Source organism: Paenarthrobacter sp. NPDC089714 (assembly GCF_044748905.1).
In the GTDB taxonomy this organism is placed as follows: Bacteria; Actinomycetota; Actinomycetes; order Actinomycetales; family Micrococcaceae; genus Arthrobacter.
Genome location: NZ_JBIVGX010000001.1, coordinates 52,732 through 73,396, shown reverse-complemented (window position 1 = coordinate 73,396; position 20,665 = coordinate 52,732). Strand labels below are relative to the sequence as shown.

The window sequence follows — 20,665 nt, the reverse complement described above, 5'->3', positions numbered from 1 at the left end:
CCGGGTTGATGTTTCGTATCCAGCATTGCCGGAAATCATGGAAGAGCTTGTTACAGAGGGCTATTCTGAGAGACGAATTGCCAATGTGAGCTGGGTAACTACCGGCGCTGTAGACGAATTGGAGCCTTCTGTGAGCGAGACCGAGGCCGAGCAGACCGCAGTCCCCCTGGACAGTGTTGACCGTGACATCATCCGCGAACTCACCACCGACGGCCGAATGTCCATCACCCAAGTGGCGGAGAACGTGCACATCAGCCGTGCCCACGCCTATTCCCGCTTGGCTCGCCTGACCGGCGAAGGGGTGCTCACCAAATTCACGGCCTTGGTGGATCCGATCAAGGCCGGCCTCCGCTCCTCGGCCTACGTGACCCTGAAGGTTCAGCAGCACTCATGGCGGGAATTGAAGGAACAACTGCGATCCATCCCCGAGGTGCACCACATCGCCTTGGTGGGCGGGGACTTCGACGTCATTTTGTTGGTGCGGGCTACTGACAACATCCACCTCCGCCGTGTGATCTTCGACCAGCTTCAGTCCATGGAAGGCGTGCTGGATACCCAGACATTCTTGGTTTTTGAGGATGTTGATACGAGGTAGTCGGCTTTGGTGCAGGGACCTTGTCCGGAACGTCCAGACTAGGACCATAAACTGTCCCCGTGCCCACCAAAACCGCCTTCATGACGCGCGTCGCTTTGCGGTCGCTCATCGCGTGTGTGGCGGCACTTGCCGTGTGGCTTCTCCTGGCGATCCAGTTCTTCGCGCTTCCTCCCCAGGCCACGCCGCACCACACCGACGCGATTGTGGTGCTCGGGGGAATGAGCCGCGAACGCCTTCCGGTCGCGCAGGACCTACAGAAATTACTCGACATCCCGGTTCTGGTTGTTTCTACGACAGGGTTGTCCGGCAACGTTGAGGGTGACGCCCTGTGCAGCGAAAGTGCCGGCGACGATGCGGATTTGATCTGTTTCCGGCCCGAGCCTCTGAACACTCGTGGAGAAGCCGATGCGGTTGCCTCCCTGGCCGCCAAACATGGTTGGGAGTCCGTCACCGTGGTCACGTCGGACTACCACCTGATGCGGGCGGGCACTTTGATGCGGCAATGCACGTCAGTTGAGGTGCAAATGGTGGGGTCCGAGCCGGAGCTCTCTGCAGGCGCGTGGCTGGATCGCTTCGCTGTTGAAACCGGCGGTTTGATTGATGTGTGGATGCGGCCGGAGTGCTAGCCCTAAGCGGTCTCCAGCTTGTGACAATCGCCGTCATAGCGTGACAAAAATCGCATGAAGTTCGGCACAATTCTTACAAATACACTCGCATTATTTCGCCGGCATGAAGAATCCAGTAAAAGCATTGAGTTTACCCTCGGAGCCAGCCATCCTTTAGCCATAGGTCCAAGGTCTCACCCTACGAGCCCAAGGATCCGCCGTGGCAAAAATAGAGACCGGGACGTTCCTCAGCAGTCATCGCAACGTCCGCCTTCTAACAGCGAGCTTACTGGCCGCTCTCGCACTGATGCTGGGCTTTCTGCATGGAAACCCAGCCCAAGCCGCTACGCCGCCTCCCGTATATCCGGTGAGCGGCTACTTTATTTTCGGTAGCACAAACGATGACGCAAATCTGAAAAAGTTGACGGACATTAAGTCGGTCGGCGGGGATACCGTCATCACTTTCGGCTCCACGATCAAGCCCACAACACTGGCTCAACTGCCTTCGGACTGCACCATTTCCGGCGTCAATTGTGTGGCAGCAGCCACTTCTGGTGTGAAAGTGAATAGGTACTTCAGCTACAGCGACGGAAATTCTTGGGGCGCTGCGTCCTTGGCATGCCCGCGCGACAAGACCGTAACGAGCGGCAGCAACGTCTACACCGTGATGGTGATTCCCACTCAAGGAACGAGCTGCAATTCGTCCAATGGACTCTACGACGTCGTGTTCATCACGAGCGGGACCGCCTCGATTTCTGTATCGGTTGCCAAAGCCGCCACGGCCCTGGGGCTGAAGTTCTACGCAGGCATGCCGGCGCCCAGCAAGGACACCACGATCACGTACGTACCAGACCTGACCTACCAGTCCACGTTTACCGCGTTTACCGCCCGCTTCATCAAGTTTCAGGCCAAAGTAAACAACGTCGCCGGGCTTGTAGGTTTCTACCATCACACAGAGATGCCGGTCGGAAATGGCTCTGTTTGGAACGCGACGCTCACCGTGTACTCCATTCAGAATTCCGCAATCGCAACATATGCTCCCGGACGGGCCGCACTAATAAGCCCCTATATGGACACTCGGACGGACTACTCCGCGCACATTACGGTGGCGCAGGCCAGCCAAGGCATTCGGAACATTGCTGGCACCGCCAAGGGTGTGCGCATGGCCATCGCCGTTCAGGACGGCATGGGTACCGGTAAAGCAGGTTCATTCTTCAGCAGCGATAGCGGGACACAAGTTGACCCCTATGCAGCATCGATAGCTGGCAGCGGGACATGGGGATCCAGGTATCTGGCACCCAACCGCGACTACTTCTACGCAATGGCAGATGCCCTTGCCGGGACAGGTGTTCAGCTCTGGGGCAATATGGAAGGAATGGCCCCCGCAACGAGCCAGAACCCCTGTGATGGCAATTACCGGGGCCAAAGCACGAAGGCCCGCCATGACAAACAGCTCCAGCAGATGGGCAACGCCCCTGTAAAGGTCATCTCGTACATGTGGGATCCCTTCTACACTTGCCGAGGAACCTGGGCACCAATGCTTGATCAGATGAAGTCCGGGGCGATGACACCCGTGATTACTGACACTATCTTCTATGGCAACGGCGAAGTCCTCGTCACGGGCCAAAACCTCAGCGGTGGCACCGTTCAAGTGAAGTGGACGGACACGTACGGCCGTGTCTTCGACAAGACGGTCACAGCGTCGAACTTCAATCCGAGCTACGGGAAGCAGACCGGCATGAACCCGCTGCTTGAATCTGTCACAGCAAAGCTTGGCAGCACGTCGCTTGGCTCAGGCAAGTTCTACTTCGTCAACGTGATCAACGGTTCCGGAGTGCGGAACGACGCGACCTATTCAGACCGCGGTTAGCCGATTAGACAGGTGGCCCGCAGGCTAGTCCTGCGGGCCACCTGTCTGTTTGCAGCGGTGTAAACATGGCACGTTAAATGGGCACATGTTGCTGGGACCAGTCGATTGGAATGTTGCCTACGGCTCCGCAAGTGCAAGAATTGGAGCTGTCCTGATCCTTCCGGACGCAGCTGAGGAGTGAAGAAGTGACGGATACTGTCGGCCAGCCGGTGGTCGTTTCGCCCTCCCCTCGACACATGCGAAAACGGCGTCTACTCGGGGATATCTCGGCTTCGCAATTGCCGCCGTCTCACCGGATTGAGAGGGCGAATCCCGTGTCCAGGCCTGTCAATAGGCTGCCTGACAACGAAAGCAAACCGGCTCCAGAGCCCTCAGCACCGGCACCCTCCCTGCCCGCCAATGCCCGACCGCTCCTGCGAACATCCCCCTTCAAGAAGGCCAGTCTTCGTCAGAAGCGCGTCATAGCGTTGGCCGCTGTGATCCTTGTCTCTCTCGCCATCCCCCTTCTGGTCCTGACCTTGATGTTTGGTCTCTGACGGGCAGACTTCGTCATACACAATTAATCACCTCGATTGGCTGTGCGATAGCATCGGCTGGTCAGCCACTGCCTTTCCCGGGGGAATCCATGCCCAGCGTCATGCCAATTTTCGGTACTCGTCCGGAAGCCATCAAAATGGCTCCAATCGTGAACGCACTTCAGAACTCTGCGGAGTTTGACTGCGTGGTGACCGTCACCGGTCAGCACCGGGAAATGCTGGACCAGGTTAATGACCTCTTCGGGATTGTCCCGGATCACGACCTCAACATCCTCCAGCAGCGCCAGTCGCTTTCCGCCATCATGACCCGGACGATCGATGGACTGGACAAGTTGTTCACGGCAAACAAGCCGGATGCCGTTATTGTTCAGGGCGACACGACGACATCAACGGCGGGAGCCATCGCGGCCTTCTACCACGGTATTCCCGTTGTGCATGTTGAGGCCGGCCTCCGTAGTGGCGACCTGTTTTCGCCCTTCCCGGAAGAAGCGAACCGCAAAATAACGAGTCAGATCGCCAGCCTGCACCTGGCTCCTACCAGCACGAGCAGGGCCAATCTGCTGGCCGAAGGGATTCCGGCCGAGGACGTCGTTGTCACCGGGAACACTGTCATTGATGCTCTGCTGACGACCGTTGACAAAAATGTTGCATTCTCCGACCCGAAGTTGGAGGAGTTGGCGGCGAGCAAGGGAAGAATCTTGCTGGTCACTACGCATCGCCGCGAAAACCAGGGTGACGCGATGCGGGGCGTCGGCCGTGCATTGGCAAGAATTGCAGATGCTGAACCGGACCTCACAATCGTTCTACCTGCACACAAGAACCCCGTTGTCCGCGAGGCGGTACTGCCTGCCATTGAGAACAAGCCAAACGTAATCGTCACAGAGCCGCTTGCCTACGGCGAATTTACCCGCATGCTGGCACTCGCCCACGTCGTGCTTACTGACTCTGGCGGAGTTCAGGAGGAGGCACCCAGCTTGGGCAAACCTGTGCTGGTCATGCGTGAAAACACTGAGCGGCCAGAAGCCGTTCATGCGGGCACCGTGGCCCTGATCGGAACAGACGAAGAAACAATCGTCAAGGAAGTGGATCGCCTCCTCAACCAGCAAGATGCGTTCGATGCAATGGCCAACGCGGTAAACCCCTACGGCGACGGAAAGGCGGCCGAAAGGACAATTGCAGCAATCGCCGAGCTCCTGGGCGTTGGTGTCCGGATCCCCGAGTTCGACAGCGAGGCACAGCCCGTTCGCTAAGGACGGAGGCATAGAAGCCGATGTCCGTATGATCACTCCCCGACCTGAGAAAATGGAGCCGAGCGTTGCTTCGCAAAATCTTTGATCGCCCTGTACTTCAGCAACCCATTTGGACAGACGAGGAGACTGCGAGGCCGCGTACTGCGGTACTGCTGGATTCCAACGAGGCCGCTTCCCACCACGTGATGCTCCGCAAGCGTGCCACTGAGATAAGACTGGAAGTCGTTCCAGGGGCTGAAATGACGGCACGATTCCAAACTGTCAGCAGTCCAGATCAGCACGGCACCAAATCCGGGATTATCTGGGTCAAGTTCCTGGACGCCTCTGGAAACGAAGTGTCAAGCAGAGGCCGGATCAGCAAGGGCCGCCAAGGAAACTACATCTACGTAGTCCCTGACGCGCTCGGCTGGGGTGAAGCGAAACTGTATATTCCGTGGGAGTGCACAGAAGTCGTGCTTGGCTTCGCCTTATGGAAAGGCTATGCGGGTAGCCTGTCGCTGGGTAATGGCATTCATGTCTTCCACAGCGTCGTTCCCCCCTTCCCGGCTGGGGAAACCGCACAGCTTCGCCGGAACCGGATCGTACTGACCCCGGACAGCCCGGCCAGTGCTGAAGTGCCACTGTCCAGAGACCCTTTCTCGCTTCATCTCTCGACCCTGGATTCGAAGCACTTCCGGGTTGAGGGGAAGTTTGCGGGCGCCCCCACGGTCGGCCCCCGCGACGTAGTGGTCCTTCTTGCATTTGAGAACAAGGACGGAGATGAGGTTGGCAGTCTGACCGACGTCTCGAGGGGTCCACTCGGCGAGTACATGTACCTGGTGCCTGCTGATGATGAAAGCTTTTCGTTCGAGATCCATGCGCCTACTGACTGCGCCCGCGTACGCATCGCGCTGGCTGCCTGGCATGCCCAGGAGGGGAGCCTCCGCGTTTTCAATGCTGTGGACATTGTCGAACTGCCTCCTGAATCGGCCGACGCACTGCGTCCTGGATATGGAGTCCCCCAGACGAATCCCAAGTCCTTGGTTTTCGACCGCCTGCACGACTCAGCGTCGAACATCAGCGTGACGTCCAGAGCACAGTGGGCGCGGCTCCCCATTCGGCACATTCAAGGCCGCACCTTAACAGTCAAGTTCACTGTTAATCCCAGAGTCGAAGGCCTCTCGAAAAAGAGCGGACTGGCCTTGGTTGAGTTCGCCGACAGCGGCGGCGGAACAATTCTTCCGACTGAACTTTCCATTTCTGAGCACGGGCCCTACAAGTACATCGACGGTCGTCAATCCAACGAAATGTCCCTCACTCTAAGGGTCCCCGAGAATGCGACTGAAATTCGGGTGGGAACAATGCTCTGGGATGCAGCGAAGAACCAGCTGCAAATCAGCAATGCATTCTCAGTCGAGGGGGCGGGGGCTAAGTCTAAAGATAAACCCGCGGCCGTACAACAATCCGCAATGCCGAAGCCTGGCCACGTAGCGGATGATGTCGCCAATCCCAAGCGTGCGAAGAATCTTAAAGTCGCGTTGATCGCAGATGAGTTTACATACAACTGCTTCAAATACGAATTCACTCCCATTGTCTTTGAGCCGCACAACTGGAGGGAACGATTTGAATCCGACCGCCCGGACCTCTTCTTGTGCGAATCCGCGTGGTCCGGAGTTGACAGTGTAGAACGCCCTTGGAAGGGCCGTATCTATGCGAGCTCCAATTTTCCGCGGGAGAATCGTACTGAACTGCTTGAGATTCTTGCCTGGTGTAAACGCGAGGGGATCCCAACTGTTTTCTGGAACAAAGAAGACCCCACGCACTTCGACGATAAAGTGCACAATTTTATCGATACAGCCATCCGGTTTGACCACGTATTTACCACTGACATCACGTGCGTTCCGCGATACCAGAACGAATACGGCCACCCCAGCGTCCACTGCCTGCCGTTCGCCACTCAACCCCGACTGTTTAATCCAGTAGAGACCGCACCAAGGACGGAGGGCGTTTCATTCGCCGGCAGTTGGTACGCGAATCACAAAGAACGTTCCGCAGAAATGTCCATCATCTTTGAGCAAATACTCAATGAGGGTTTGGACCTTCAGATTTTTGATCGGTTCTGGGGCTCCGAAGACGAACTGCACCACTTCCCTGAGGAGTATCGCCACCTTACCGAGCCTGCTATCCCCCATGCCAAGATCGCAGATGCATACAAGTCGAAGACATTCGGCTTGAACATCAACACCGTGACGTCTTCACCAACAATGTTTGCCCGCCGCATCTTTGAGTTGATGTCATGTAACACCTTGGTTGTTTCAAACTACTCGCCGGGCGTCGCCACCTTCTTTGGTGACCGTATCTTGTTCGCGGGCGATGGGCATGCAGACATCGTTGATCTTGAGGACGGTAAAGCTGCAGAGATCCGACACGCGGCTCTTCATGATGTCTTGGCCCACCACACATATGAACGACGCTTTGAATACATCCTCGATGCGATCGATTTCGACTACATCAAGGCAAACCGACTCTTGACACTGGTTTGCCCTGTGGAGAATGAGGCGGAGTTGAAGCAGGCTATCGCGCGCCAAAGTGAGTATGTTGACATTGCCGACCGGCTTTTAATTGTCCTTGGGCGGGAATTCGAAAAGAGCGATGCCGCCCATTACCAAGCCAAATATGGTCGTTTCGGTGTTGTCGTCCTTTCCCACGCGTGGGCTGAGGATGCGACCATAGAGGCCTCCACTTATGTCAAGGGTGATGCTTTCGCGGTTATCTCCCCACGTACTGAAATCACTGCGAAGACCATCTATGAAGCCAGCCTTCACCTGAGTTACGCCGGTGGCCCCATTGCGATAGAAGCCGACAGTCCGTATCGCTTCGTCACGGAACATGCGATAGAGAATATTGTGGCGCCCCCGTCATTCCTTCGGAAGGCTGTCATCAACTACGGTCGCACCGTGTCCGATAACTTCTACCTCGTATAAAAGAGTTTGAACATGCAAACGCAAGCCCATGAGGATTCTCAGGTTATGAAGCTCAGCATTGTTGTTCCCTGCTACAACGCAGAAACCAAGATCGGGTTGTGCTTGGAGTCCCTGGAACGCATCGACCTGCCCGACCACGAGTTTGAAGTGCTCTTCGTTGATGATCATTCGACTGACGGCACGCAGGCGTTACTGGAGCAACGCTGCGCTGCACACATCAATTGGCGGGTTGTGCCGCTCGGGGCGAACAGCGGCTCTCCATCACGTCCTAGAAACGTCGGCACGTCCAATGCAATGGGTGAGTACGTTTTCTTCCTGGACTGCGATGACGAGATTCTTCCGGCCGCACTGCGGCATCAACTCGAACTTGCCTCCAACGAAGACTCGGATATCGTCCGGGCGTCCTTGTACACCGTCGAGCGTGGCAAGGATCCGGTGCTCCTGAACAGAGTTAAGGACTTCAAGTTCTCCGACTCGAGAACTGAGAAAATTGCCAAGATCGTTCGCGATCAAAGCACGACAAATTCTTCTCTGATTCGACGCAGTCTCCTCATCGAAAATGGAATCATTTGGCCCGAGCACCTGCATATGGGCGAAGACACCGTTTTTCTAAATAATGTGTTGGCCGTTGCGCAGCACATTTCTTACCTGGATGAGCCTGCCATCGTGTACCACAAGAGCATCGGCTTCATCCGGTCATCAACACAACAGTATGGTGCACGCGAACTGGCTTCACATCTTGAGGTCTGGGAAAGTGCCGAGACCACATTGGGTCAAGTCGATCTAAGTTATATGGCTCTACGCGGACATGTAGCTCTCAGGGTTGCCATAGAGTCCCTCTACCGGTTCAACCGGGGCGACATCGATTCCGGCTTGTTCTCCAAGCTGTCACGGCTGGTACACGGTAATTGGGAGGCAATCAGCCAGCGCGTCTTCCGACCCCGAATCAAGGAAACACTCGAGGTTATTAACGAAGGCGACTATGACGCCTTCCAGCAGAATATCAAGCAGCGTTTGGTGATCGCTGGAATGGATCTCAAGTTTATCTCACCCGCCATCCCTGCGTTACAGGAACTGTACGATGTCAGGCTTGATGAGTGGGTAGGACACGACGCCCATGATCCGGAGAAGAGCAAGGAACTTCTTGAATGGGCGGACGTAATATTCTGCGAGTGGTTGCTCGGGAACGCGGTGTGGTACGCGAGGCACAAACGCGCCCATCAAAAACTCGTCGTCCGGCTTCACCGTTTTGAGCTCAATGCCAGGTTCGGACATGAAGTCGACCAATCAAAAGTGGACTGTTTCATCTCCGTGTCACTCCATACGAGTGAGGACATGATCCGCATCTTTGGGATGGACCGCACGAAGGTGAGGATCATCCCCAATTATCTCGACGTCAAAGCCTACGAAAGCAGTGACGACCCGAAGAAGACCACCAGGTTGGCCATGGTGGGCATGCTCCCTAAGCTTAAGGGCTACCACCGGGCCTTGGAATTGCTCCACTACCTCAACACCCACGGAGACTTCACCTTGACCGTGTTCGGCAAGGGGCCACTTGACCTTCCTTGGGTTTACAAGAATCCCGTAGAACGCTCCTATTACGAGACCTGCGAGCAGTATATCGTTGACCACAATCTCTCGGAGAAAGTCACTTTTTCCGGCTGGGTGGATACAAAAACAGCTTTGGCCGATTTTGGCTTTGTTTTGTCATTGAGCGACTTGGAGAGTTTCCACGTCGCGCCTGCAGAAGGATTCGCATCAGGAAATCAGGGCGTCTTCCTGCCGTGGCACGGAGTCGACTATATCTATCCAGAAGATTACATCTTCGGGGATATTTTTGGGATAAGAGACTACATTCTGGGCAATCAGGACATCGACACATTCAATAAAAATGCGAAGCGTGGCCAGCAGTTCGTACGGGAACGCTACTCTCTGGAGTCCTTCGTATCCCTGGTGCAAGAGGCCCTCGAAGAAGTCTGAGCCTGAAGGTGCGTTGGCACCCCGTGACTAATGCGCGGGACGGCGGCTCAATGCCCCGTCCCGCGCACCATATTCAAGCTGTTGCCCCGATTATGGAAGCGGCGCCCATCCCCAAGAGGAAGGACGCCACCGATCATATACATCTCAGCGTGAGCTAAATCGTCAGCCTAATACGCAGCTGGTCGGCCAACCAGGCAGCAAAGATGTCGTGTCCGGAGTCGTTCAAGTGCAACTCGTCATAGAACGCCGATGGTTTGTCCAAGAATTCCGTGTCGGCATCGATGAAAGTCACTCCACTGGTCGCGACAAACTTGTGCACTGCCGTTCGAATGTCTTGGCGCCGCTGCGCCAAAGACAGGTGCTGATCGGCTGAAATGCGCCGGGCCAAGTAGGCATCTTCTTCCCGGGTGGCGTTGCGGTGCGGAGATGATACGAGGATGAGGTCTATCCCAAATTCCTGAGCCGCCCAGACAGCCAAACCAAGAATCGCCGTCAGTGCGCTGGAACCCCGAGGCAGGTCCGTGGCGGCAGGCTCCACAGGCGGCAACAATGGCGCGTAGCGGTCGGTTGGGTACCAATAGCTATGGGGCCTGAAGTAAATCGGCAGATCGGATTGTGGGAGGAAAAACACCACTTTTCCGCCTCGACCTACCAAGGGCACCACTTTATTCAGGAATACGTTGAACAGCTGCAAGGTGGTAGCACCCGAGTATCCTCCATTGAGGCATCGGAAATTCAGCCCGTCGCTTTGCAGATGGCGCTCGACCTGAGATACGAAACGGATACTTTCGGGGGTGAAGGTGGCTTCCACAAAGGAGTCACCAATGAAGACCAGCGGTGGAGCTCCTGCAGCGACGTCGTTACCTGTGACAATGAAGCCATGCTCGTCAGTCCGCACCCGCCATGGGCCGTCCCCTACGGTCCCATCAGTGGCTTCAAGGTAGCCCTCCGGCCGTGCCCTCATACCATCCAGATTTGGCGTGGATTCCTTCAGCCGGATGAAGCGGCGCTCTGACACTGTGGGGCTCCCCAAGGATACGACGGACTACAACCTGTCGATCCTATCGCTTGTGCCCCGGTGGCCCGTAATCCGCTGGGCTTCGGTTTCAAACATGGACACGTTCTGTCTTCGGTAAACCGCAGATTAACCGACGACCGATTCGACTCGCGTCGCTGGATTCCTCAGGCGCGGTCTTCAGCCTCATCCTGCCCTTCATCCAGTCGTTCGGAGAGCCGCCGAACAGTCTCCTCCAACTGCCCTACGCGCGCCGAAAGTGCCGCCACTAGCTCTTGAACGTCTGCGCCGGCAGCAACCAGGGGGACATTCGTTTCCTGCACGTCACGAACCGTACGAAGGTCGCTGTTGACCAACCCAAGACGATAGTAGAGATCTCTTGTATTCCAATGGGTGCGAGTTACCAAGCTGGAGGCCCGCCGCTCGATCTTCGCCCTTTCCAAAGGCGTTGCTGACGGCGCCAGAATATAGGTAGGCGTTGCGTTGAACTCAGCAACGAACGAGTATCCGGCCTCAGCGGCGAAGTGCTCAAGGTCACTTTGATCAGCCTTGGAAGCAGCTTCAACTGCGATGATGGGGCGATCACGTGAAATCAGGTCCGCGGCGCCGCGAAGGACCTGCAAGTCCATACCTTCGGCGTCAACCTTGATGAGGGCCACCCGTGCTGTGATGGCCTCCGCGTCCAAGGAACTCACCTCGAAATCGCCGTCCGAGTCGACGGCAAATGTTGTGGCACCTACGTTTGTCAAATCGAGCTTCTCCAGCTTGGCCTTCGAAGGCGCTGCGCCCAAGGCTTTTTGCCGCACTTCGATTCTGTCTTCGAGAGAGTTGGCATGCACGTTGCGTTGGAGAACCTCGAACGCAAGCGGAAGCGGCTCAAAAGCAACAACGTCAGTGTCGCAAACCCCAGCAAAGAAGAGGCTATGGTTTCCGATGTTGGCGCCGACATCAATGACTGTATCTCCAGGCGCCAAGTACTCGGCCAGCGTTCCGAGGAACTGCCACTCGTAGAATTTCCTGCCAGCGGCGATGGTTGCGCCTATGTGATCACCGCTGACGGCTTCAACGGTAAAGCGCTTGTCCCCGTGTTCCACGGTGAGCTTCGTGGTCTCAATAGATTCGGTAGAACTGTTCATAGCTTCTTTCACGAGTGACGCCGATCTCAACTTATGAGGGGATTCTTCCATATCAGACGCCTGTTCCTGCATTCCAGCTGGCCCACCAACGGAGACGGCCGAGGCAACATGCCCCGGCCGACTCTCGCACAGAAGATTTTGTATCCGCTTCCCAGACCGGCGCTAGACCTTTTCCGGTGCGGGTGTCTCCTCTGACACGATGTCGCGCCAGATACCACGCGAGTCGATAATGGACTTACCTGCAAGGGTATCGGTGTCGATTGCCTTGAACTCATCATGATCCACGAGTACAACCACAACATCAGCTTGGGCGATCGCATCGGCGGTTCGTGTGAGGACGACATTTGCACGGCCGTCCAGAACCCTGGGCAACGACTCAACATGCGGCTCGGCTACAAGGAGTCGGGACTCCGGAAGCCCTTCAGCCAACTCGACTGCGATACCGATCGCCGGCGACTCGCGGAGATCGTCAATGTTTGCCTTGAAAGCGAGCCCAAGGACCGCGATCGTGGGCTCATTTCCATGGGTCTGGGCTGCCAGCCGGACCTTTTCCACTACCCAGTCCGGCTTGGCGTCGTTGACGTCCCTGGCAGTCCTGATGAGCCGCGACTCCTCGGGAGCAGCAGCCACAATGAACCAGGGGTCTACGGCAATGCAGTGACCACCTACGCCGGGACCCGGCTGCAGAATGTTGACGCGCGGGTGATGATTTGCCAAACGGATCAGTTCCCATACGTCGATGCCGAGCTTATCGCTAATGACTGAAAGTTCGTTGGCAAAGGCGATATTTACATCACGGTAAGAATTTTCAACGAGTTTGGCCATTTCCGCCGTGACGTCATCCGTCAGCAGAATCTCACCTTGGCAGAACACGGCGTACAGATCCTTTGCCAACTGAGCGGCCTCGGAAGTGATTCCACCGACGATTCGGTCGTTGGTGACGAGTTCGATCATGACTCGTCCGGGAAGCACCCTTTCAGGGCAATGGGCAAAATGGATTACGGGTGCACCGTTTGCTCCATCCAGGGACAGATCCGGGCGGAGCCCCAAAATGTAATCTGCCAGATGACGGGTGGCACGAGGAGGAGACGTCGATTCAAGGATGATAAGTTCATCCCCTGTTAGCTGCGGTGCAATCCCACGCGCCGCGGCCTCAATGTAGCTCAGGTCAGCAGAGCGATCATCACGGAATGGCGTCGGAACCGCCACGATGTAGGCCTGCGACGCTGGAGTCTCTGTCGTCGCCCTAAGCTTTCCTTGACTGACGGCTCCTGCAACATGCACGCCGAGGTCCGGTTCAACAAAAGGAACTTCCCCTCGATTCACGGCATCTACGGTGTTCTGATTAACATCCACGCCGACGACGCTGATGCCGTTGGTGGCCAGGATGGCGGCCGTGGGCAGTCCTATATAGCCCAAGCCAATCACTGCAACGGAATTGATATCAGTCATTTTTCCCCTTTTTAAACGGTTATGTGTTCTTTGGGATCTCCAAAGAACTGAATTTCTCCGGATGCCGCCAATTCTTCATCAGTGGCATCCCAGGTGTGCCCTCCGGAGTTACGCATCTGGCAGAAGTTGAATCTGTCCGCAGCGTAGATCAAACCTCCGGCATCCGAGACAGACTTAAGGAATGCCGTATCCTCACCCCTGTTGAGTGCCTCGAAGGGATGCGCTTCGAAGACCTCCCGCGAAGCCGTGATGGTAGGGCCCATCACAAATCGGCTGTATTGATGCTCGTGCTGAGGCATGCGCAGCACGGTCATTCTGCTCATAGTGAAGTGCATGTGGTGCGCGTGCTTGCCTACTACATCAGCCTTCGAGTAATCGAGCGCATGAAGCATGTCCGCCAGGTAGTTCGGACCGTAGTAGTCGTCATCATCCATCTTTGATAGCACTGCTCCGGAAGCTGCCGCAACGCACGCGTTCAGGCACTCGCCCAGTGTGGTCTCCTGACTTCGGGAGAGAACCCTGAACTTGCGTACCCCGTACTTCGAGGCCAGTTTTTGCACATTCGCCAAGTCCGCTTCAAAACCATGTGTCAGAAGAACCAACTCAAGGTCTACGCCGCTCTGGCCACCCACCGTGGCGAAAATGTGTTCCAGCTGCTGGGGCCTAATTGTCGACACGAGAGCACTGACGGACGGCAGGGCAACAGGCTTGCTTCGCCCCGGCAGAACTGATGCGATGACCGTCTCCGCACGATGAGCATAGGTGTGTCCGCTCCAGATACGTCTCTGCCCTCTGTGAACAACACGGGCGCTGAACTCAGGGCTGCGCGCCAGCATCCGTATCTGGTTCGCTCCTTCTTGCCGTGTTTCTGCTACCAGCACTTCGTCGGCAGCAAAGAACTCACCGATTGCTGCGCTCTTGGCAGACACCACCGGTGTACCGGCAGCGGTAATTTCAAAGATCCGTCGAGCACACATGCTGGGAGAATCTACAACGGAGTTCACGTTCAGGAATACCTTGTATGCCCTATAGGCGGTAAGCATTCGTGAATACTCAAGGCTCCCCACGACGTGTTCGTTAAAGGGCACTGGGAACTGGTAGTTTGGATCTCCCCCGAGTTGCCGGGAAAAGATCTCCAGTTCGGGCCCACCTGTGCGGGCGGATGCATCGCGCGCCGCCGAAAGTATCAAGTCCATCTGTTGTCGGCGCTCAGGATACTTATGGGCAAAATACATACCCGCGAAGGCAACTCCACGAGAGTGCCACCCGGGCCCGACTCGGATCGGGTTGTGAATGGCAGGCTGGGCAGCGAATGGCAGCGCCGCTATGCGGGTATGGCCCAGATCCCGCTCATAGTGCGGAATCTTCTCCGAGTCGCTGGTAAAAACCACATCGAACTCTTTGGCCGCAGGAAGAAAATCTTCGTAGTGCGGAGGGTCTTCCTTGTTCCAAAATACGGTAGGAATTCCACGTTGCTTGCACCAAGCGATTAGAGCCAAAAACTCAGGTTTCGGCCCCGAAGCACCCATCAGCTGGTATTTCCAAGAACCACCGTTGCCATTCCACGCCGACTCCACGAACAAGAAGTCCACGGGGCGCTCGTTGAGCTGCTCAAGCCACTGGTCCTTTAGCAACAGAACAACGTTCCATTCAAAGGAGAAGGCCGCCGCTGAGAAGTCATCCAAGATGACGCCAACCGTGAGGTCAGACCGCCGCGGGACACGGTCGGGTATGCGGTGGGGGGCGAAGTCGGGTGGCCCTAGTTGCGCGGGACCCGTACCGACGACTTCCCTCCATGCTCCGATTCGCTGGTCTATTCTGCGACGCCGCCTAAACTCCGTCAGCTGGAGCAGACCTCCCTTACGGAGATGCCACAGCGCCTTGCGCACATCATCGAGTACTCCCATGTCAGCGTCCTTCCAAACGGCGTCCGCTTGCACGCTCAAGAACCTGTGTTGCTATCAGGTTTGCCCTCGCCTGGTCCTTGATCTTGGCGGCGCTAATATTGTTTCCCTTGGATAGGTGCGAAGAGAACTCGTGATAGAGCTGGGTGGTTTCTTCGGTGTCCCCGTCCATGATCAGCTCCCCTTTGTCCAACCAGATCACGCGGCTGCACATGGTTCGGATCGTATCGAGACTATGGCTAACGATGAAGACGCAGCCTGCCTGCGCCCGCAACTCATCCATGCGAGCCTTACTCCGGTTGTTGAACTGCGCGTCGCCCGTGTTCAGGGCTTCGTCGACCAGGAGAATTTCCGGATTGACGGATGCCGCGATCGCGAACCTGAGTCTTGACGCCATACCAGAGGAATAGGACTTCATGGGCAGGTAGATGGCTGAGTCCAGTCCAGAGACTTCAACAATACTGTCAAAGCGCTCGTTGATTTGTTCCAGGTCCATGCCCATGGCGAGACATCCCAAGACGACATTTTGATCGCCTGACAGATCAGGAACAAGTGCTGCGTGCACCCCAAGCAGCACAGGTGTACTTGAGGCGTAAACGGCCCCGTGAGTCGGCGCTACCTGACCGCTGATGAGCTTCATCATTGTGCTTTTGCCTGAGCCGTTGCGCCCGATAATCCCGACTGATTCACCCCTCTCAACTACAAGTGAGATCTCCTTCAACGCGCTCACAGTCACGAGATTGGACTGCTGGAAAAGCTTCTTAATGGCACCTCTAAAGCCACTTCGGCCCGCCGTGGTTCGGCCATCGGAGGAAGGCACCTTGTATGTCATCCGTACCTTGTCAACGACAACGCAGGGTGGGCCGTCAAGGAACACGGCCTCATCAATCGCGACCATAAGTCTCTTCACCCCTCCAGAAGAAAACAAAACCAACCAACAGCGCCGCCAAGGCAACGACGGACAGACTCGCCCATGATTCCCACGAGGGCACTGTGTCGTAGAGGACGCAACTGCGGACGATGTCAATCACGTTAAAAAGTGGGTTGTATTTCATGACGGCCAAAAGCGTGGGCTCATGGATGAATCGTTCATACGAATAGAACACGGCGGAGGCGTACATCCAGGCGCGGATGACAAAAGGAAGCAGGTGTGTGACGTCATTGACCATGGAAATAACCCGGGCCAAAATCATGCCGATACCAAGGTTGAAGATTCCTTGAAGTACTACCGCCGGGACGATGAGAAGCCACAACCAACTGATCTTCTCCGCCGGTGGGATGATAACGATCAACAGCAACATGCCAAGAATCAATGGAACGGAAGACAGGATCTCCCTGATGTTGGCCCCAATCGGAAGTGCCGCCCTCGGAAAGTTGAAAGCCTGCACTACAGACTTCCCATTGCGTATGGACCGGGCACCTTCGGTGATCGCACCTGCACTGAACTGGAACATGAAAATGCCCACAATCAGATAACCCAGAAAGTTCTCGATCCCGCCCTTCGTGTTAAGAAGCAGGCCAAAGATTAGGTAGTACGTCAAACCGTTGAAGACGGGATTGAGCAATAACCATGCACTACCCAGACGGTCCTTGCGTGTGCCGGTTTGGACCCTCGCCCGAGCATCGTAGAAAATAAACTGCCTATAGTCCCAGAGCTGGACCAGGTAGTCTAGAAAGCCCGGTCTCGAACCGACACGCGACAGCTTTCGCATGTCCACAGACATCGGTTGGATGGCCGCTGGCGGCGGAAGCTTTGCCTTTTTTGCGGACACTAACTGGCTCTCCTCATTCTCCGGCACACTAAATCGTCGTAGGCACGTCCATATGCGTCGGCGTTGGACGCCCACGTTCTAGTGCGCAGGACCTCTTGCCGGCCTGCAGCACCAAGGACTTGGCGCGTTCGTTCGTCCTCGAGCAGCTCCAACAGGACCGCGGCCAGCAGCTCAGGATTCTCAGGATCGGCCAGCTTTCCGTTGAATCCGTCCTGGACTATCTCGCTTAGGGCTTCCAGCCGGCTGGCCACTACAGGTCGGCTGCATGCAAGGGCCTCAACAGGCTTCAACGGCGTCACAGAGCGCGTCACAGCCAAGTCCTTTCGGGGTACTACAAACACATCCAAGGCCAAATGATAAAGGCGCGCCCTGTCCGGGCTTACGCGACCCGTAAAGATGGTTCTCGCGGAAAGTCCCAGTCGTCGCACTTGCTCCCGGAGCGCGGGAGCGGCAACGCCGTCACCCACTAGGACCAGCTTCAACTTTGGCAGCCGCGGAGCGAGCAATGCAAATGCTGTGACGAGATCATCCAGGCCTTCGTAGTCAACAAGGCTGCTCACTGTACCGATGTAGAGGCCTTGGGCTTCGAGCCCCAGCGCTACTCTTGCCTCAGCGTGGTCTAACGGCTCTGCAAGGTAATCGTCTCCGACAGCGTTGGGAGCAATCAGTATCTTCTGTGCCGGAATACCCGCCGTCTCAATGTTTCGCTTCATGGTTTCGCCCAAGGTGACGACAAGATCAGCGCTTTGCATAACGTCTGCTTCACGCTCAAGAAACAGCTTGTACCGCTCACTTTGGCGTGCGGCCTCTCCTCGGGTAGAGGCCCAAGTGTCAGCCAACTGGCCCCGCACTTCATAGACCCAGGGAATGTCCAAGGCATCAGCAACCTCGCGCGCAACCAGCCCGTTAACGAAGTGCGTGGTCGTGTGGAGGATGGATGGGCGGAAATCCTGTGCGAGGGCGAGAAGTTCATCAGCCTGCTGCTGCAGGCGACCATCCATGGATGGTTCCAGGCGTGCAGGGAGCAAACGCCGGTAGGGAATACCGTCGACAACGTCCTGAGCGCGAGCACTCAGCGTGCCCACCTGAACGGGATACCCCAAGCGCGTCGCGGCGAGGGTTTCCCAACCGGCGCTCATCTGGGCTCTTAGTATTGAATGCGAACGCCGCGCATACCCGCTACCCGTGTGGGGAACAGAGTTCGTAAGCAAATGGAGCACCCTGCCTGCCCGCCCACCTGCCCGGGTTTGCTGCAGAGCAGGGCGCCAACCACGAAAGACAGTGAGCTCGGATTGAAGGCGCAGCCCCTGCTTTGAAGTGTCCCGACCTTGTTCCTTAAGCACAGCGATGGCACCCGACATATCGCCTTGGTACCACCGGCGGCGAGCCAGCGTGGCCGAAACCTTGGAAGCACCCTTAGCCCTTACAAGAAAGCGATCTGCCCATGTCTGGTCACCAGCGGCCAGAGCAACTTCGGCCGCCTGCCTGGCCCGGTCCGGCTTAATGTCCCCCGCAATTCCGTGCTCAAACCTGACATTGAGCCTCTGGGAATCGCCCGCAGCAAAGCTTGCAAGCAATAGGGCGGGGTGGGAGGACGCTGGAGCGAACCTGGCTAAAGCTACGGCCAATGGCCGCACCAGACGCGTAGGAAGTTTCCGAAGAACCTGAATCGCAAGCACAAATGGTGATTCCGCGAGTTGCTCGGACACCGTGCCGGCGGCGAGGCGGAGATTTCTCAGGATCTGAATCACGAAGTTCGTCCTGGATTAGACACGTCGTCAAGACCAACAAGCGTCGTAATGGCCTCCATGTAGCGGACGGCTAATTGCGCATAGTCCGCGTTATGGCGCACCCAGTCACGACCACTCATTCCATACGAAAGGCGTTTACGGTCGAGTGCCAACTCCTGCCACAATCTCGCCACCGACTCAGGATTTGCCGCGACCACGTCGCCGCCTCGAGCCTCCAAAATGATGCGCTCGGCCTCACCGCGCACGATCGCAGTCACGTGTCTCCCAATTGCCAGAACCTCATAGGTCTTGGATGGGATGGTGGTCTCAAACGACTTCCAGTCATCCCGCAGCGACACGATGCACGTATCGGCTTCACGGTACTTTTCCATCACTGCCGGTCCGTGAAGCGAGGGAAAGAAAGTGACCGGAGCATTCAGTTCTCGGGCCAATTTGACCAACTGAGGCCGGCTCGTGCCCTGGCCGACAAGAGTCAGATGAAATTTGTCGCCAAGAAGAGCGCTGGCCCGTATGACGACGTCCAAGCGTTGGCTTTTGCCGTGGTTGCCGAGATAGAGAGCGTGAAAGACATCCCTTTGCTCCGGAGGCGGTTCCAGGAACGGCATCGAGCTAAGGTCCAGGCCGTTGCTTACGGTGACCACATTGGTCAAACCACGGTCACGCAGCGTCTCGGCGAACCCCTCGGTAACTGTGACAACCAAATCTGCGCGAAGCTGTACAAATTCAACGACTCGCTCAACAACGCTCTTTACGCTGCCTTGCACGATCCGGGCATCGCGGGCAAGGTCTGGCCACGCGTCCCGCATTTCCACAATCAGTGGTACCCGGCGAAGTCTTGACAGTACATATCCAGTTGCAAGCGTCGGAAGGCTTGGCGCCGTCGCAAGAATCGCATGGGGCTTAGGACAGAGGAGCGCCACAGGAACAGAAACAATCGCCGAGAAAAGCTGATCGATGAAGCGTGCAAGAGAGGACGACCCGATGTGCCGCAGATACGGCACCCGGCGTATGGCTTCGCCGTGCGGACCGTGCTGCCGGGAAAACGCCACTCCGGCCTGCCGACGAGGCAGGTTTCGTCGGCCATTCGGGTAATGCGCGACGGGGGCGACGACGTCCATCGCCCAGCCTGCCTTGCGAAACTCGCGGACCAGAGACGACCATCGGCGTTGGGGTGGGCTGTGTTCTGGCCAGTAGGAATGCGTTAATAACATGAGCCGCATTGGCGATGCATGATTCTTGGCAGCCCGGTCCCTTGAAAGGGATTTAAACATGATCCTACTTGCCGTTTAGGCGGGGTCCGCGGATCCCTTTAGTCCGAAGTGCACGGAAGTACGCAACACCAAGGAGGACGAGAACGAGGACCATCAGTCCTTGGGCCACAGGGTTGTTTTCGGCGACGGGCGCCAACGCTACCTTGAGGGGACCCGCGATGTCTGCACTGGCCACCGGAGGAACTGCCGTCGAAGTCGGCGTTGGTGTTGGAGTCGGGGAAGCTGTCTCCTCAACCGTTACAGCCGCGGCCGAATCAACAGGCGCTTCAGGTTCTACCTGATATGACTGTGCTCCTTGATCGACGGGCAGAGGCACGACCGGAACTGCTGGAGCGTTAGTGGGTTCGACCGGCGGAACAACCGGCGCAGGAACCTCGGTTGGTGTTGATGGTTGGGATGGAGCCGGGACCGGCTCCTGCGGGGGCTGGACTGACGGTGCGGGCTCGGGTTCAAGAGGCGACGGAGTGGGAACCGGTATCACGGGCGGAATGACCGGCGGAATGATGGGCTCTGTGCTCCCATCCCCCGGTCCGGGTTGTTCTGTTCCCGGTGCCGGGTTTGTTTC

General features: G+C 56.7%; 14 protein-coding genes. 6 read left to right on the top strand and 8 right to left on the bottom strand.

Features of this window, described 5'->3' with window-relative positions:
• The first annotated feature begins 130 nt into the window (after positions 1–130).
• The 6 genes from ACIPY3_RS00305 (at position 131) to ACIPY3_RS00280 (ending at position 9,799) form a co-directional block, all read left to right on the top strand.
• A complete protein-coding gene (locus ACIPY3_RS00305; protein WP_397325546.1) occupies positions 131–595 on the top strand; it encodes an Lrp/AsnC family transcriptional regulator in 465 nt (154 codons plus the stop codon).
• A gap of 59 nt (positions 596–654) precedes the next feature.
• Positions 655–1,221, top strand: coding sequence for a YdcF family protein (locus tag ACIPY3_RS00300; protein ID WP_400328638.1), 567 nt, complete (start codon positions 655–657; stop codon positions 1,219–1,221).
• Between the two features lie 199 nt (positions 1,222–1,420).
• Positions 1,421–3,070, top strand: a complete 1,650-nt coding sequence (locus ACIPY3_RS00295) for a hypothetical protein (protein ID WP_400328636.1) — start codon at positions 1,421–1,423, stop codon at positions 3,068–3,070.
• Positions 3,071–3,695: 625 nt separating this feature from the next.
• On the top strand, positions 3,696–4,856 hold the full coding sequence (wecB, locus tag ACIPY3_RS00290) for a non-hydrolyzing UDP-N-acetylglucosamine 2-epimerase (protein ID WP_400328633.1): 1,161 nt from the start codon (positions 3,696–3,698) through the stop codon (positions 4,854–4,856).
• 239 nt (positions 4,857–5,095) lie between these two features.
• Positions 5,096–7,819, top strand: a complete 2,724-nt coding sequence (locus tag ACIPY3_RS00285) for a glycosyltransferase (RefSeq protein WP_400328630.1) — start codon at positions 5,096–5,098, stop codon at positions 7,817–7,819.
• A gap of 12 nt (positions 7,820–7,831) precedes the next feature.
• Positions 7,832–9,799, top strand: coding sequence for a glycosyltransferase (locus ACIPY3_RS00280; protein WP_400328627.1), 1,968 nt, complete (start codon positions 7,832–7,834; stop codon positions 9,797–9,799).
• Positions 9,800–9,953: 154 nt separating this feature from the next.
• Here ACIPY3_RS00280 and ACIPY3_RS00275 read toward each other — a convergent pair whose 3' ends face one another.
• The 8 genes from ACIPY3_RS00275 to ACIPY3_RS00240 all read right to left on the bottom strand — a co-directional run bounded on the left by ACIPY3_RS00275 (position 9,954) and on the right by ACIPY3_RS00240 (position 20,040).
• Positions 9,954–10,817 carry an SGNH/GDSL hydrolase family protein gene (locus tag ACIPY3_RS00275; RefSeq protein WP_400328625.1) on the bottom strand — a complete coding sequence of 288 codons (864 nt, stop codon included), beginning with the start codon at positions 10,815–10,817 and terminating at the stop codon, positions 9,954–9,956.
• Between the two features lie 164 nt (positions 10,818–10,981).
• The gene (locus tag ACIPY3_RS00270) at positions 10,982–11,950 is read right to left on the bottom strand and encodes an FkbM family methyltransferase (RefSeq protein WP_400328622.1); all 969 of its coding nucleotides are present in this window, start codon (positions 11,948–11,950) and stop codon (positions 10,982–10,984) included.
• Positions 11,951–12,112: 162 nt separating this feature from the next.
• Positions 12,113–13,402 (bottom strand): UDP-N-acetyl-D-mannosamine dehydrogenase, encoded by a 1,290-nt coding sequence (wecC, locus tag ACIPY3_RS00265; protein WP_400328620.1) that lies wholly within the window; start codon positions 13,400–13,402, stop codon positions 12,113–12,115.
• A gap of 11 nt (positions 13,403–13,413) precedes the next feature.
• The gene (locus tag ACIPY3_RS00260; protein ID WP_400328618.1) at positions 13,414–15,087 is read right to left on the bottom strand and encodes a glycosyltransferase; all 1,674 of its coding nucleotides are present in this window, start codon (positions 15,085–15,087) and stop codon (positions 13,414–13,416) included.
• Positions 15,088–15,310: 223 nt separating this feature from the next.
• Positions 15,311–16,204: an ABC transporter ATP-binding protein gene (locus ACIPY3_RS00255; protein ID WP_400328615.1), complete on the bottom strand. Its 894-nt coding sequence runs from the start codon at positions 16,202–16,204 to the stop codon at positions 15,311–15,313.
• Positions 16,191–17,078: an ABC transporter permease gene (locus ACIPY3_RS00250; RefSeq protein ID WP_400328612.1), complete on the bottom strand. Its 888-nt coding sequence runs from the start codon at positions 17,076–17,078 to the stop codon at positions 16,191–16,193. Before ACIPY3_RS00250 ends, ACIPY3_RS00255 begins: the two co-directional genes overlap by 14 nt.
• Positions 17,078–18,439, bottom strand: a complete 1,362-nt coding sequence (locus tag ACIPY3_RS00245; protein ID WP_400330569.1) for a glycosyltransferase family 4 protein — start codon at positions 18,437–18,439, stop codon at positions 17,078–17,080. Before ACIPY3_RS00245 ends, ACIPY3_RS00250 begins: the two co-directional genes overlap by 1 nt.
• Positions 18,440–18,825: 386 nt before the next feature.
• Positions 18,826–20,040 carry a glycosyltransferase family 4 protein gene (locus tag ACIPY3_RS00240; protein WP_400330566.1) on the bottom strand — a complete coding sequence of 405 codons (1,215 nt, stop codon included), beginning with the start codon at positions 20,038–20,040 and terminating at the stop codon, positions 18,826–18,828.
• Between the last annotated feature and the right edge of the window lie 625 nt (positions 20,041–20,665).

What these genes read in the sequence shown, in the direction of transcription:
- ACIPY3_RS00245 (WP_400330569.1), bottom strand. Translation starts at nt 18,439, where the DNA reads ATGTCGGGTGCCATCGCTGTGCTTAAGGAACAAGGTCGGGACACTTCA.
- ACIPY3_RS00270 (WP_400328622.1), bottom strand. Translation starts at nt 11,950, where the DNA reads ATGAACAGTTCTACCGAATCTATTGAGACCACGAAGCTCACCGTGGAA.
- ACIPY3_RS00285 (WP_400328630.1), top strand. Translation starts at nt 5,096, where the DNA reads ATGACGGCACGATTCCAAACTGTCAGCAGTCCAGATCAGCACGGCACC.
- wecB (WP_400328633.1), top strand. Translation starts at nt 3,696, where the DNA reads ATGCCCAGCGTCATGCCAATTTTCGGTACTCGTCCGGAAGCCATCAAA.
- ACIPY3_RS00240 (WP_400330566.1), bottom strand. Translation starts at nt 20,040, where the DNA reads ATGTTATTAACGCATTCCTACTGGCCAGAACACAGCCCACCCCAACGC.
- ACIPY3_RS00280 (WP_400328627.1), top strand. Translation starts at nt 7,832, where the DNA reads ATGCAAACGCAAGCCCATGAGGATTCTCAGGTTATGAAGCTCAGCATT.
- wecC (WP_400328620.1), bottom strand. Translation starts at nt 13,402, where the DNA reads ATGACTGATATCAATTCCGTTGCAGTGATTGGCTTGGGCTATATAGGA.
- ACIPY3_RS00255 (WP_400328615.1), bottom strand. Translation starts at nt 16,204, where the DNA reads ATGGTCGCGATTGATGAGGCCGTGTTCCTTGACGGCCCACCCTGCGTT.